This is a genomic window from Streptomyces sp. NPDC019396 (assembly GCF_040632375.1).
Classification (GTDB): domain Bacteria; phylum Actinomycetota; class Actinomycetes; order Streptomycetales; family Streptomycetaceae; genus Streptomyces.
Genome location: NZ_JBEYBS010000025.1, coordinates 44,103 through 57,165, shown reverse-complemented (window position 1 = coordinate 57,165; position 13,063 = coordinate 44,103). Strand labels below are relative to the sequence as shown.

The following is a 13,063-nucleotide window of genomic DNA, read 5'->3' as shown; positions in this document are numbered from 1 at the left end:
CACGTTCCTCTCCAACATACAATCTCATCATATAGGGACATATCCCTTATCGATCTGGGCAGTTTCCCCATGTCCGGCCCGGATGAGCAGGCGTGTGCCGTCGGAACACGGACCGCCGCGCCAGGCGCTGTCGACGCGCGCCCATCACGGGCCCACTTCTCTCAATCGCCTGTCGGGCAAGGGCCCTTGGACTCGGATCGGCGCTCCTGCCCTTTCCGAAGGGATCGTTCATGAATGACACGACCAAGATCGCCCTTGCGGCGGCCGTCGCGGGTGGGTACCTGCTCGGGCGGGCCAAGAAGGGGCGGCTTGCCTTTGCCATGGCGACCTATCTGGCGGGCCGTCGCTTCGGGCTTGATCCGCAGCAACTGGCCACGGAAGGTCTCAAGAGGCTCGGGGAGATACCCCAGGTCGCAGAGCTGAATGAGCAGATACGGGGCGAACTGCTCGACGCCGGCCGCAAGGCTCTCACTGCCACGGCCGACCGCCGGCTCGGCGATCTGGCGCAGTCCCTGCACGAACGCACACTCCGCATCGGCGAAGAGCCCGAAGAAGAGGAAGAGGAAGAGGAAGAGGAGGAGTACGAAGAGGAAGAGCCGGAGGAGGAGTTCGAGGAAGACGAGGAAGACGAGGAAGCGGAAGCGGAAGAGCCGGAAAGCGGTTTGGAAGAGGAGGAGGACGAAGAGGAGGACGAAGAGGAGGCTGCCGAGGAGCCGCCATCACGACGCCGTCGAGAGCGCCCCGCATCCCGGAAGGCTCCGGCCAGGAAGAGCGCCCCCGCGAGGAGGGCTCCCGCGAAGAAGGCGCCCGCCAAGAAGACCGCCGCGAAGAAGTCGGCCGCAGGCAGGCCGGCGGCGAAGAAGGCGCCCGCCAAGAAGACCGCCGCGAAGAAGTCGGCCGCAGGCAGGCCGGCGGCGAAGAAGGCGCCCGCGAAGAGGACCGCCCCGGCCAAGAAGGCGGCTCCCGCCAGGAAGTCGGGTGCGAAGAAGACGGCGGCGAAGAAGACGGCCGCGAAGAAGACCACGTCACGGCGGAGGTAGGTCATGGCCGGGAAAGTTCGTGGCTCCGACCGCGGCGAGGCCTCGGGTCTCGACCAGTTGCGCGATGAGCTCATCGACTATCTGGGGGCCCAGGTGGAGAATCTGGCGGACAAGGCAGGCGACAAGCTGGCGGACGTCACCGACCAGCTCCTCGACTCCGCCGAGAGCGGAGGACCGCTTCCCGTCGGCCTTCGCATACTTCAGGGCGACTCCCCGTTGAAGGCCTTCGTCAGCGAGAAGGCGAAGGGGCTCAAGGACAACGTACTGGGCAAGGCCAAGGACCTGTTCGGCGGCGGGCGGGGCGGCAAGCCCGGCTCCACCAAGGTGACCAACATCATCGAGGTGCTCGACGTCGGCCTGCCGAGGCGCACGGCCTATGACCACTGGACCCAGTACGAGGAGTTCAGCAGTTTCACCAAGGGTGTCCGGAGTGTGTCGCAGTCCGACGACACGACAAGCGACTGGAAAGTGAAGGTGGGCCCCTCAACCCGGGGCTGGAAGGCCACCGTCCAGGAGCAGATCCCGGATGAGCGGATCGTCTGGACCTCCGAGGGCGCCAAGGGGTCCACACGCGGTTGCGTCAGCTTCCACGAGGTCACCCCGGATCTCACCCGCATCGTGCTGGTCGTCGAGTACTACCCGTCGGGCTTCTTCGAGAAGACCGGCAATCTCTGGCGTGCCCAGGGCCGGCGTCTGCGACTGGACTTCAAGAACTTCCAGCGTTACGTCAGCCTGACCGACGAGGAAGCCGAGGGCTGGCGCGGCGAGATCCGCGACGGTGAGGTGGTGCGCAGCCACGAGGAGGCCCTGGAGGAGGAAGAAGCGGAAGCGGAAGACAACGAGGGGTACGAGGATCCTGAGGAGTACGACGAATACGAGGAGGAGGGCGAGGGGGACGACGGGGACTACGACCAGGAGGAGGACCAGGACGAGGAGGACGAAGAGGAGGAGTGAGGCATCACCTCAACACCTCTGCCGACTCGTTGTGGAGTTCGTCCACGATCTCCATCTGCCGCCTTGCCCGGTCCTTCAGTTCGATGATCCGTCCGTAGTCGATGCGGGGCCGTTCTTCCGCCACCGTTGCCAGTGACTGCCACAGCTCGTACTTGCCCTGGATGCCGATGCGCAGGGTCTCCAGTTCGACGAGCGAGCTGAGCCCGGCGCGGCGGTGGAGGCGACCGTTGGGCTTGAGCCGTGCGATCTTCTCGACGGCCCACCCCACACACACCTTGTAACGGCGCGGGCCGATCCCGAGTGACCGCATCAGTGCCACGAGTGATGCGCGGTCCTCTGCGATGTCGTCGGCGATGCGCTCCATGTCCGCGGCACGCGGCGATGCGCGATGGGCCCGCGCGATCCGCCGGGACAGCTCGACCCCTGTCGTCGCACCCGCCAGATGATCGTTGAGGTAGATGGTGAGAGCATCGTCATGCCGGGGATCTGCGTTCATGCTTCCTGTCTACGACAGCGGCCCCCGGTTCGCGACTCGCGGCGCCGCCGCGTACCGGATCCACCCCACGGATGAGGAAAGGCACCCCATGACGCCCGAGGAAGTGGCTGTTGCCACCGCGGGAGAGCGCTTCTGGCAGGAACGCCGGATCTGCTACCTCACCACGCCCCGCCCGGACGGCACCCCGCACCTCGTGCCCGTAGGGGTCACCTACGACCCGCGCACCAGGATCGCCCGTGTCATCACCAGCGCGGGCAGCAAGAAGGTCCGCAACCTGCGTGCCGCTGGGCCCGGCACCCCGGTGGCCGTCAGCCAGGCGGAGGGGCGGCTGTGGTGCACGCTCGAAGGCACCGCCGTCGTCCGGGACGACCCCGAGTCCGTGGCCGATGCCGAGCGGCGCTACGCCGAGCGGTACAAGCCGCCCAGGCCCAATCCGGAGCGTGTGGTCATCGAGATCACCGTCACCCGTGCCATGGGCACCGCGAAGCCGGCCGGCTGGTGAGCCGTCCGGCCGCCGGAGAACGCTCATGCTCTGCGCGCTCCCGGCTTCCAGCGCCCCAGTGCGCTACGACCGCAACTGCGCAGCTGCGACGGGCACATACGGGCACGCTGGCCACCCGTGGTGATGAGCGCGTTCACCGACGACATGGGGTCGGTGCCCATGGACTTCGCCACCAGGACGCCCACCACCAGTGGGAGCAGTGCCGTGGCGAGGGCCATGCCCGTGACGGTGACGTGCTGGACGCGGAGGGTGCGCGGGGCCTCGGGGTTCATGACTCCCATTTCAGCCCCGCGCCCGCCGGCACGGATCGGGTGGCGTACTCAGTGCCGGCGCCCTCGGGTACTCAGATGACTACTCAGATGTCTGCGCGCTGAGGCGTCAGCCGAGTTCGAGGACCAGTTTCCCCACGTTGTCTCCGCGGAAGAGCATCTGGAACGCCTCGGGGAAGTCGTCCACGTTGCCCTTGACCACGTGTTCCTTGACCTTGATCCGGCCATCGCCGATCCAGCCGGCGATCTCCTGCGCGGCCTCGGCATAGCGCTTGGCGTAGTCGAAGACCACGAACCCCTCCATGCGGGCGCGGCGCACCAGCAGGGACAGGTAGTTCGAGGGGCCGCTGACCGGTGTCGTGTTGTTGTACTGGCTGATCGCGCCGCAGATCACCACGCGTGCGTGCATCGCGAGTCGGGTGAGCGCGGCATCCAGGATGTCGCCGCCGACGTTGTCGAAGTAGACGTCGATGCCGTCCGGGGTCAGCTCGCGCAGGCGCTGTTTGATGTCACCCTCGCGGTAGTCGATCGCGGCGTCGAAGCCCAGTTCGTCGGTGAGCAGGGCGCACTTCTCGGGGCCGCCCGCGATACCGACCACACGGCAGCCCTTGATCTTGGCGATCTGTCCCACGATGGAGCCGACGGCGCCCGCCGCCCCCGACACCACCACCGTCTCGCCGTCCTTCAGGGCGCCGACGTCCAGCAGGCCGAAGTAAGCGGTCATGCCCGGCATGCCGAGGGCGCCGAGGTAGGTGGACGGCGGGGCGAGTGAGGTGTCGATCTTCATCGCGCCCTTGCCGTCGGAGACGGCGTACTCCTGGACGCCGAAGGTACCGAGGACCTGGTCACCGGGCTGGAACCCGGGGTGATTGGAGGCGGTGACCTCGATGACCGATCCGGCGCGCATCACCTCGCCGATTCCCACGGGCGGCAGATACGAGGGGCGGTCGTCGAGCCAGCCGCGCATGGCCGGGTCCAGCGAGACGACCCTTGTACGGCCGGCGAACTGGCCGGGTCCCGGCTCCTCCACGGGTGCCGTGTGGTGTTCCCAGTCCTCGGCTCGCACCATGCCGGAGGGGCGCGCTGCCAGTCGGATCTGGCGATTGGTCGCAGTCATCGGGCCTCCTGTCGCTCACTGACGACTCAGACCATACCGACCAGTAGGTATGAGCGCGAGCCCGACAGGCGGCCTCTCTTGCTATGACATGCGCCACCCGTGCCGGACGAGAGCGGTGAGCTCTCGTCCGGCACGGGTGGCGGGCCTCAGCCGATCTCGATGAGCAGATCGCCCGCTTCGACCTGCTGGATCCTTCCAATGGCCAGGCGCGTGACCGTGCCGGCGCACTGGGCGGTGATGGACGCCTCCATCTTCATCGCCTCGATGGTGGCCACCGTCTGCCCGGCCGACACCGTCGCGCCCTCCTCGACCTGGAGTGTCACGACACCCGCGAACGGTGCGGGGACATGCCGGTCGTTGCCGCGCTCGGCCTTCTCCGCGGCCTTGACCTCGGTGGCGACGGACTCGTCCCGTACCGACACCGGGCGCAGCTGGCCGTTGAGCGTGGCCAGTACCGTGCGGATGCCTCGCTCGTCGGCCTCGGAGATCGCCTCCAGCTGGATCAGCAGGGTGACGCCGGCGCCCAGGGTGACCGTGTGCTCGACGTCCGGTTCCAGTCCGTAGAAGAAGTCCTGCGTGGGCAGCACGGAAGTGTCGCCGTACGCCTCGCGGTGGGCCTCGAACTCCTTGGTGGGACCGGGGAACAGCAGCCGGTTCAGCGTCGCCCGGCGCTCCTGGTCCAGCCCCTGGCGGTCCTCGTCGGACAGCGTGGGGGCCGTGGCCTCACCGGGGCGGCCCTTCAGCGCCCGGGTACGGAACGGCTCGGGCCAGCCACCGGGCGGGTCGCCCAGCTCACCACGCAGGAATCCGATCACCGAATCCGGTACGTCGAACTTGCCGGGGTCGGACTCGAAGTCGGCCGCGTCGACCCCCGCTCCCACCAGGTGCAGGGCCAGGTCGCCCACCACCTTCGACGAGGGGGTCACCTTGACCAGCCGGCCCAGCATCCGGTCCGCGGCCGCGTAGCAGTCCTCGATCAGCTCGAACCGGTCGCCGAGGCCGAGCGCGATCGCCTGCTGGCGCAGGTTCGACAGCTGTCCACCGGGGATCTCGTGGTGGTAGACCCGCCCGGTCGGCGAGGCCAGCCCGGATTCGAAGGGGGCGTAGACCTTGCGCATCGCCTCCCAGTACGGCTCCAGCGCGCCGACCGCGTCGAGCGAGAGCCCTGTGGCGCGCTCGGTGTGGTCGGTGGCCGCGACGAGCGCCGACAGGGACGGCTGGCTGGTGGTGCCCGCCATCGAGGCCACGGCGGCGTCGACGGCGTCGACACCGGCGTCGATCGCGGCGATCAGTGTGGCGAGCTGGCCGCCGGCCGTGTCATGGGTGTGCAGGTGCACCGGCAGGTCGAAGCGCTCACGCAGTGCGGTCACAAGGGTGCGTGCGGCGGGCGGGCGGAGCAGTCCGGCCATGTCCTTGATGGCCAGTACGTGTGCCCCGGCCTCGACGATCTCCTCGGCGAGGCGCAGGTAGTAGTCCAGGGTGTAGAGCTGTTCGGCCGGGTCGGACAGATCACCGGTGTAGCACAGTGCCACCTCGGCCAGCGCGGTGCCGGTGGACCGTACGGCATCGATGGCGGGACGCATCTGCGCGACGTCGTTGAGCGCGTCGAAGATCCTGAAGATGTCCATGCCGGTCGCCGCCGCCTCGGCGACGAAGGCGTCGGTCACCTCGACGGGGTACGGCGTGTAGCCGACAGTGTTGCGCCCACGCAGCAGCATCTGCGTACAGATGTTGGGCGCCGCTTCCCGAAGCGCCGCGAGCCGCTCCCACGGGTCCTCGGCGAGGAAGCGCAGGGCCACGTCGTACGTGGCCCCTCCCCAGCATTCCAGGCTCAGCAGCTCCGGCGCCGTACGGGCGACATAGGGGGCGACGGCCAGCAGATCGCGCGTCCGCACCCGGGTGGCCAGCAGGGACTGGTGGGCGTCGCGGAAGGTCGTGTCGGTCACCGCGACGGCCCGCTGTGCGCGCAGCTGCGCCGCGAACGCCTCGGGACCGAGGGCCGCGAGACGCTGCCGGGAGCCTGCGGGAGGCTCGCTGCCCAGGGCGACGGGAGGGAGCTTGAGGGCCGGGTCGATGACCTGGGGACGCGGGCCGTGTGGCCGGTTGACGGTGGTCTCCGCGAGATAGCTGAGCATCCGGCTGCCGCGGTCGGCCGATGGGCGCGCCTTCAGCAGCTCCTGGTGGTCGGCGATGAAGCTCGTCGTGACACGGCCCTCACGGAAGACCGGGTGGTCTAGCACGGCGCCGAGGAACGGCAGGTTGGTGGCGACTCCGCGGATGCGGAACTCGGCGATCGCCCGCCGTGCGCGGCGGGCGGCGTTGGTGAAGTCATGACCGTGGCAGGTCAGTTTGACCAGCATCGAGTCGAAGTGCGCGGACACCTCGGCGCCGGTGTGGACGGTGCCACCGTCGAGCCGTACTCCGGGGCCGCCGGGAGAGCGGTACGCGGAGATGGTGCCGGTGTCGGGGCGGAAGCCGTTGGCGGGGTCCTCGGTGGTGATACGGCACTGGAGAGCCGTGCCGTTGAGCACGATGTCCTCCTGCGTCAGCCGCAGCTCGGGCAGTGTCTTCCCGGCCGCGATCCGCAGCTGCCCGATGACCAGGTCCCGCCCGGTGACCTGCTCGGTGACCGTGTGCTCCACCTGGATACGGGGGTTCATCTCGATGAAGACATGGTTGCCGCGCTCATCCACGAGGAACTCGACGGTGCCCGCGTTGACGTATCCGATGTGCCGTGCGAACGCGACGGCGTCGGCGCAGATACGGTCACGCAGCTCGGGGTCGAGGTTGGGCGCGGGCGCGATCTCCACCACCTTCTGGTGGCGCCGCTGCACCGAACAGTCCCGCTCGTACAGGTGGACGACGTTGCCCTGGGCGTCGGCGAGGATCTGCACCTCGATATGGCGGGGGTTGACGACCGCCTGCTCCAGGAAGACGGTGGCGTCCCCGAAGGCCGACTCCGCCTCGCGCATCGCCGCGTCGACCGACTCCCGCAGCTCCTCGGGCGCGGAGACATGCCGCATTCCCCGCCCGCCACCGCCCGCGACCGCCTTGACGAACACCGGGAACCCGATGGACTGGGCGGCGTCGAGCAGCTGGTCCACGTCCGTGGACGGATCCGAGGACTTCAGCACCGGCACCCCCGCCTCGCGGGCGGCGGCCACGGCACGGGCCTTGTTGCCCGTCAGGTGCAGGACGGAGGCCGGGGGCCCGACGAAGGTGATCCCCGCGTCGGCGCAGGCGGCGGCGAGGTCGGGATTCTCGGACAGGAAGCCGTACCCGGGATAGATCGCGTCCGCACCGGCCTTGCGCGCGGCTTTGATCACCTCGTCGACCGAGAGATAGGCCCGGACCGGGTGACCCTTTTCGCCGATCTGGTAGGCCTCGTCCGCCTTGGCCCGGTGGAGCGAGTTGCGGTCCTCGTAAGGGAACACGGCCACCGTGGAGATACCGAGCTCGAACGCCGCGCGGAAGGCGCGGATCGCGATCTCGCCCCGGTTGGCGACCAATACCTTGCGGAACATCGAAGTCCCCTGTCGTGTTGCGGGCGCGCGGCCTCAAGGTGAAGGTGACGATGCCGACCCGGCTGCCGGGATCGGCATTCGCTGTTCCCGTGGACGCTACCGATCACCGGCGCCCGCGTCGATCTCCCATCGGGGGGAGCTACGTCACGCGTGTTACGTCCGCTCCCTACGTCTTTGCCCCGATTCCGTCGTGGTGATGTCCTGTCAGGTACGGGCTCGATCGGGCCGGCGAGCAGGGTGATGCCGGCCGTCGGGCGGCTCGCGTGGTCGCCGGGTGCCCTGAGGCGCGTGCGTTACGCCTGCTGGCCCGCCCGGCGCCATTGGGGGCATGATCGGCCCCCTTCCCGACCCGGGCCGGAGTCGGCGAAGCGCGATCCCGGTACGCTGCGGCGCCTACCCGGAACGTGTCGCCGCAACCGTCACCGGCAGGGAACCGGGCGCGTTGTGGAACGTGTCGTCCGTCTCGCGCACCAGGTAGTGGGGGCGGCGCTTGGACTCGTGGTAGATGCGTCCGACGTACTCTCCGACGACACCGAGGGTGGCGAGCTGGATACCGCTGAGTGCGACGATGACGGCGACCAGCGTGGCGTAGCCGGGCGTGTCGATTCCGTTCATCACGGCGCTCACGGCGATCCACAACGCATAGGCGAGGGCGGACAGGAACAGCAGGAGACCAGTGTGGATCGCCAGCCGGAGCGGGCGGCTGTTGAAGGACAGCAGGCCGTCGATGCCGTACTCGAGCAGGCGCCGTCCGCCCCATTTGGAACGCCCACCGGCCCTGGGGGCGTTCTGGTAGGTGAAGCTGACCGTGTCGAACCCGATCCAGCAGAAGAGCCCCTTCGAGAAGCGGTTGCTCTCCGGAAGGAGCAGCAGTGCGTCGACCGCGCGGCGGGACAGCAGGCGGAAGTCACCCGCGCCGTCGACGAGCGCGACATCCATGAAGTGGTGCACCAGCCGGTAGTAGGTCCGGCTGGCGGCGGTGCGCAGTGCGCCTTCGCCCATGCGGTCGCGTTGGGCGATCACCTGGTCGTAGCCGTGCCGGTGCAGTTCCAGCATGCGAGGGAGCAGTCCAGGCGGATGCTGGAGATCGGCGTCCATCAGGATCACCGCCGACCCCAGGGACATACGCATCCCCGCGAACATCGCGGCCTCCTTGCCGAAGTTCCGGCTGAACGAGGTGTAGCGCACCTGCGGTGAGCGAGCGGCGAGCCGGCGCAGCTTTTCCAGGGTCCCGTCGCTGCTGCCGTCGTCGACGTAACAGATCTCATAGCGCTCGGTGGTCTGCTCCAGCACGGCGGTCAGGGCACTGTGGAAGGTGTCGATGACCTCGCTCTCGTTGAAGCACGGCACGATGACGGAAATCCGGATGTCTGACACATGCTCAGTGAACATCCGGGGCCGCCGGGAACGGACGGGCGTTTCCCCGAGCGTCTCCAGCTTCATGCGGATGGCTTACGCACTCGGTCACGACACGGGTGTACCCGGCCCCAGTAGGCGGAGCCGGGTACACCCTCATGCCGGGCCGCCTTGCGGACTCCGGCAATTCAGGAGCGGCGCAGCAGCACGAAGCCGTAGTGGTTGGCCACCGTGGAATAACCCCGGGCCCGGGCCGAGTCCAGCGCGTCCCGTTCCTGGAAGAACGACAGCGGCCAGCGACGGTTCTGCTCCACGAGGGTGTCCACCAGGATCCACTGCGGGTTGGGGCGGCTGTCTGCCCAGCCGAAAAGGCTCACGCTTGTGCGGCCGGCGAGTTGGGGGACCAGGAAAGTGGACGCCTGCACCGTGGCGCCATCGGGGATCAGGCGCATCACGTCACGTGCCGCGCCGATGCGCGGATCGCTCTGCCAGGTAGCCGGCTGGACCAGCTTCCAGAGCGGGAACTGCGGGAGGAGCAGCAACGCCACCGCCGCGGCCCCTGCCAGGTAGCGCCGCAGACTCGGAATTCCCGGACGGCGCCGGACGAGCGCATCGATGAACGCCGCGAAGACGATGGTCATCACGACCAGGGAGTAGTGGTAGCTGACTCCCCAGTTCGCCATGTAATGAGAGACGAACCGCCAGGCGAAAGTGGGCACCGCGACCAGGATCAGCGGTGACCGAAGCGCCAGGAACAGCGTTGGCGCGAGTGAGAGCAGAAGGGTCGACGCCTTTTCCAGGGGGGTGATGACGCCGATGGTGCCGCGGAAGAGAAGGGAACCAAGGCCGCTGCCCTCGGCGGTGGCGTTCTCAAGACCCGACCAGTGGCCGTAGCCGCCCGTGGGGCTGAACGCGGGCAGGATCACGAGCACCGTCAGGAGCGAGGCGGCCAGGCCGATACCCGCCGTGATGAGACCGATCCGGCGATCGCCGCGCCGCGCGATGAGCAGGCCGATGACGCAGACCGCCAGCCCCAGATCCTCCTTGACCAGCAGCAACGGCATGGCCCACCACGCCGCGGCGCGCAGCCGCTCCTGACCGAGCGCGGCCAGCGAACAGGCCAGAAAGGGTGCGGCGAACGCCACTTCGTGGAAGTCGAAGCCCACCGCGCTCGCGACGCCCCAGGACAGGCCGTAGGCGGCTCCGATGACCAGGGCAGCGGTCAGCCCCAGCGTCCGGCGCACCCACACGGCCAGCGGGATGACGCTCACGGCCACGAGTGCCGCCTGGACCACCAGCAGCGTCTTGACCGTGGGCCAAAGCCAGTAGAGGGGAGCGATGGTGGCGAGAACGGGTGAGAAGTGGTCGCCCAGGACCGGGAAGTCCGGGCCCTTGACCTCCGACACGGGGAGTCTGCCGTGCGCGTAGGAGCGGACGACCTGCTCGAAGATCGCCAGATCGAAGCTGTTCGACATCATCCGCTCGTGGATGCGAAGAGACAGCAGCATGTACATGAAGAACAGAACGCCCGCCAGGCTCCAGATCTGCCAGCCGGCGCCGCGCTCCTCGCCTCGGGACGTGCCCGCCGCAGGCTTCCGCTTCGGAAGGACCGCCGGCATCCGTGGCCGAAGGGTGCCGTGGGACAGCGCGTTCATGACCAAGCCTGCTCTCTGGTGGGTGGGGCGGACTGAGCCCGCGGCCCGGCGAACCGGGCCGCGGGAGTGGACGCGGCACGTCAGCCGGCTACCGGCTGGGGCTTGCGGGACGCAGGAGGCTCCGGCTGCTTCTCGGCCTGTACATCGGCCTGCTGCTCCGGCTGCTTACCGGGCCGGTGCTCGGCGCACTTGTCGACCGCGAACGCCTTGTTCTTCACGACCTGTTCGCGAATGTGCCCGGGGAGGTCGGGCAGCGACAGCAGTGCGTCGCAGGCGGCGAGGGACTGGTCGTAGGCCCCGACCCAGTAGGCGTTGATCGAGTACTCGAAGACGAGTCCCCACTGGTACACCCAGGGCTGGGTGAACAGGATGTCCTCCGAGGGCATGGCCCTGCCGACCGCGCTTCTCAGCAGCGCGAACGCCGTGTGGTAGCGCCCCATCTTCCGCAGGCGTGAGGCCAGTTCGTAGCAGGCTTCGAGACGCTGCGGGCGGGTCTCCCAGGCCTTGGTGAACGCCTCCACCGCGTAAGGCCAGTTGGAGCCGGCCGCCTCGAGGATGCCCACCTGGAGCAGGGAGAAGTACACCTCCTCCACCCATCCCCCCATGGCGGCCCGGCGTTCGTACAACTCGATGGCCTCGGTGCGCCGCCCCAGGTCCCGCATGGTCTGTGCCAGGTAGAACACCGTGCGCGGGTTGTCCGGATCACGCTGGAGCTCCACGCTGAGCAGCCGTGCGTCGCGCTCGAACTTGTCGTGCTTGGATCCACCGTCACCGTGGTCACGAATCACCAGGGCGTCGAGGTTCTCCTGGCGCACGTCCTGGTCGCAGGTGAGGTACTCGTGGGTGACACCCTCGTACCGCCACGGCAGATCGCCGCGGACCAGCCGTCGGATTCGGTAGGACGTGTCGCAGTCATGGCGCAGCATGTACGCGTCGGCGGTCAGCGGGGGAAGTTCACCGTCGCAGCGCAGTTCCAGGTCCGCGTCCAGCAGCAGCACATAGTCGGCCTTGCCGCGGGCGTGCTGGATGTTCAGTGTGCGGTTGTGCCCGAAATTCACCCAGGGCTCTTCATGCAGCTCCCCCGGGATTCCGTCGAGCACCGATCGGATCATGTCCTGGGTCCCGTCGGTGGAGCCGGTGTCGGAAATGACCCAGGTGTCGATGAGCCCCTTCACCGCGGTCAGGCAGCGCTCGATGACTTTCGACTCGTTCTTGACGATCATGCACAGGCAAATGGACGGCTTCATGATCTCCTCACGGGTGCCACTGCGGACCGCAGGCCCTTACTTGACGGTCACCGATTCGATTACCACGGGATCCTTGGGCTTTCCGTCAGGCGTCCCGCTCCGGGTTCCCTTCGCCCCGATCTCCTTCAGAACATCGAGCCCCCGGATCACCCTTCCGAACGGGGTCCACGACTCGGGCATCCGGACCTGGGGATCGGCATAGCTGATGAAGAACTGGCTGCCGTTGCGCCCGGGAACCACCTTGGACATCGCCACGGTGCCGGCTTTGTAGGTCGCCCCCATCAGATTCTCGTCCTTGAAGTAGTAGCCCGGGTCGGCGGTGCCTTCTCCAGCGGGATCCCCGCATTCCAGTACGAAAATCTGCCGGGTGGACACGCGATGGCAGGCGCTGCCGCGGTAATAGCCGTTGCGGGCGAGATGGACGAAGGAATTCGTGGCGCAGGGCGCGCTGCCGCCGAGGGACTCGAAGACGACGTTGCCCATGTTGGTGCCCAGCGTCACGGTGTACGGACGGCGGGCCGTCTTGGGGTCGGTGGGCGGCAGGGAGACCCGGTGGGCTGGGTCGCTCAGCGTGTACTCGCATGACGCCGGCACCAGGGCAACAGGCCTGGCTTCGGCGTCCTCCCCGGTGAGTGCGACCGCGGTCCATGTCAGCACCGCGCACCCCAGGGTGACGGCGAGTACGGTCGTCCCACGCCGGATCACGTCCGGGGCGCCATGCGTCACGGTGTGACTTCCTTGCGGCTGTGCGGCGGATTCCGGCTCCGGCTGCCGTTCGCTCTCGGGCATCTGCGACATCTGCGCCTCGGTCTGTGGGGTGAAGGTAGACACAGACCTACACACGCCTTACCCCGATCACCGCCAGCCATGACGCGGTGTCACCCGATCCGACCCGACCGGGTG

General features: G+C 68.3%; 11 protein-coding genes. 3 read left to right on the top strand and 8 right to left on the bottom strand.

The genetic code is table 11. The features are described from left to right. The first annotated feature begins 230 nt into the window (after positions 1-230). Both ABZ532_RS25565 and ABZ532_RS25560 read left to right on the top strand, forming a co-directional pair. Positions 231-1,040, top strand: coding sequence for a histone H1-like repetitive region-containing protein (locus tag ABZ532_RS25565; RefSeq protein ID WP_361288201.1), 810 nt, complete (start codon positions 231-233; stop codon positions 1,038-1,040). A 3-nt stretch (positions 1,041-1,043) separates the two neighbouring features. Next, positions 1,044-1,994 carry an SRPBCC family protein gene (locus tag ABZ532_RS25560; protein ID WP_361288198.1) on the top strand — a complete coding sequence of 317 codons (951 nt, stop codon included), beginning with the start codon at positions 1,044-1,046 and terminating at the stop codon, positions 1,992-1,994. A gap of 4 nt (positions 1,995-1,998) precedes the next feature. On the opposite strand, the gene ABZ532_RS25555 is transcribed toward ABZ532_RS25560, so the two are convergent. Next, positions 1,999-2,490, bottom strand: coding sequence for a hypothetical protein (locus tag ABZ532_RS25555; protein WP_361288195.1), 492 nt, complete (start codon positions 2,488-2,490; stop codon positions 1,999-2,001). An 88-nt stretch (positions 2,491-2,578) separates the two neighbouring features. On the opposite strand from ABZ532_RS25555, the gene ABZ532_RS25550 reads away from it, so the two are divergent. After that, on the top strand, positions 2,579-2,992 hold the full coding sequence (locus ABZ532_RS25550; RefSeq protein WP_361288192.1) for a TIGR03618 family F420-dependent PPOX class oxidoreductase: 414 nt from the start codon (positions 2,579-2,581) through the stop codon (positions 2,990-2,992). Positions 2,993-3,015: 23 nt separating this feature from the next. On the opposite strand, the gene ABZ532_RS25545 is transcribed toward ABZ532_RS25550, so the two are convergent. The 7 genes from ABZ532_RS25545 to ABZ532_RS25515 all read right to left on the bottom strand — a co-directional run bounded on the left by ABZ532_RS25545 (position 3,016) and on the right by ABZ532_RS25515 (position 12,886). Continuing rightward, complete coding sequence (locus ABZ532_RS25545; protein WP_361288189.1) at positions 3,016-3,264, bottom strand: hypothetical protein; 249 nt, start codon at positions 3,262-3,264, stop codon at positions 3,016-3,018. Between the two features lie 106 nt (positions 3,265-3,370). Further along, positions 3,371-4,378 carry an NADP-dependent oxidoreductase gene (locus tag ABZ532_RS25540; RefSeq protein ID WP_361288186.1) on the bottom strand — a complete coding sequence of 336 codons (1,008 nt, stop codon included), beginning with the start codon at positions 4,376-4,378 and terminating at the stop codon, positions 3,371-3,373. A gap of 146 nt (positions 4,379-4,524) precedes the next feature. Then, entirely contained in the window at positions 4,525-7,902 is a 3,378-nt protein-coding gene (locus ABZ532_RS25535) for a pyruvate carboxylase (RefSeq protein WP_361288183.1), read from the bottom strand. Positions 7,903-8,295: 393 nt separating this feature from the next. Next, positions 8,296-9,294 carry a glycosyltransferase family 2 protein gene (locus ABZ532_RS25530; RefSeq protein ID WP_361288332.1) on the bottom strand — a complete coding sequence of 333 codons (999 nt, stop codon included), beginning with the start codon at positions 9,292-9,294 and terminating at the stop codon, positions 8,296-8,298. Positions 9,295-9,446: 152 nt separating this feature from the next. Continuing rightward, positions 9,447-10,913 (bottom strand): DUF2079 domain-containing protein, encoded by a 1,467-nt coding sequence (locus ABZ532_RS25525; RefSeq protein ID WP_361288180.1) that lies wholly within the window; start codon positions 10,911-10,913, stop codon positions 9,447-9,449. A gap of 80 nt (positions 10,914-10,993) precedes the next feature. After that, positions 10,994-12,160 carry a glycosyltransferase gene (locus ABZ532_RS25520; RefSeq protein ID WP_361288177.1) on the bottom strand — a complete coding sequence of 389 codons (1,167 nt, stop codon included), beginning with the start codon at positions 12,158-12,160 and terminating at the stop codon, positions 10,994-10,996. Positions 12,161-12,196: 36 nt separating this feature from the next. After that, positions 12,197-12,886: a peptidylprolyl isomerase gene (locus ABZ532_RS25515; protein ID WP_361288174.1), complete on the bottom strand. Its 690-nt coding sequence runs from the start codon at positions 12,884-12,886 to the stop codon at positions 12,197-12,199. Between the last annotated feature and the right edge of the window lie 177 nt (positions 12,887-13,063).

Coding starts and splice junctions, on each gene's coding strand:
- ABZ532_RS25560 (WP_361288198.1), top strand. CDS start 1,044: ATGGCCGGGAAAGTTCGTGGCTCCGACCGCGGCGAGGCCTCGGGTCTC.
- ABZ532_RS25535 (WP_361288183.1), bottom strand. CDS start 7,902: ATGTTCCGCAAGGTATTGGTCGCCAACCGGGGCGAGATCGCGATCCGC.
- ABZ532_RS25530 (WP_361288332.1), bottom strand. CDS start 9,294: ATGTTCACTGAGCATGTGTCAGACATCCGGATTTCCGTCATCGTGCCG.
- ABZ532_RS25520 (WP_361288177.1), bottom strand. CDS start 12,160: ATGAAGCCGTCCATTTGCCTGTGCATGATCGTCAAGAACGAGTCGAAA.
- ABZ532_RS25565 (WP_361288201.1), top strand. CDS start 231: ATGAATGACACGACCAAGATCGCCCTTGCGGCGGCCGTCGCGGGTGGG.
- ABZ532_RS25540 (WP_361288186.1), bottom strand. CDS start 4,378: ATGACTGCGACCAATCGCCAGATCCGACTGGCAGCGCGCCCCTCCGGC.
- ABZ532_RS25525 (WP_361288180.1), bottom strand. CDS start 10,913: ATGAACGCGCTGTCCCACGGCACCCTTCGGCCACGGATGCCGGCGGTC.
- ABZ532_RS25555 (WP_361288195.1), bottom strand. CDS start 2,490: ATGAACGCAGATCCCCGGCATGACGATGCTCTCACCATCTACCTCAAC.
- ABZ532_RS25545 (WP_361288189.1), bottom strand. CDS start 3,264: ATGAACCCCGAGGCCCCGCGCACCCTCCGCGTCCAGCACGTCACCGTC.
- ABZ532_RS25550 (WP_361288192.1), top strand. CDS start 2,579: ATGACGCCCGAGGAAGTGGCTGTTGCCACCGCGGGAGAGCGCTTCTGG.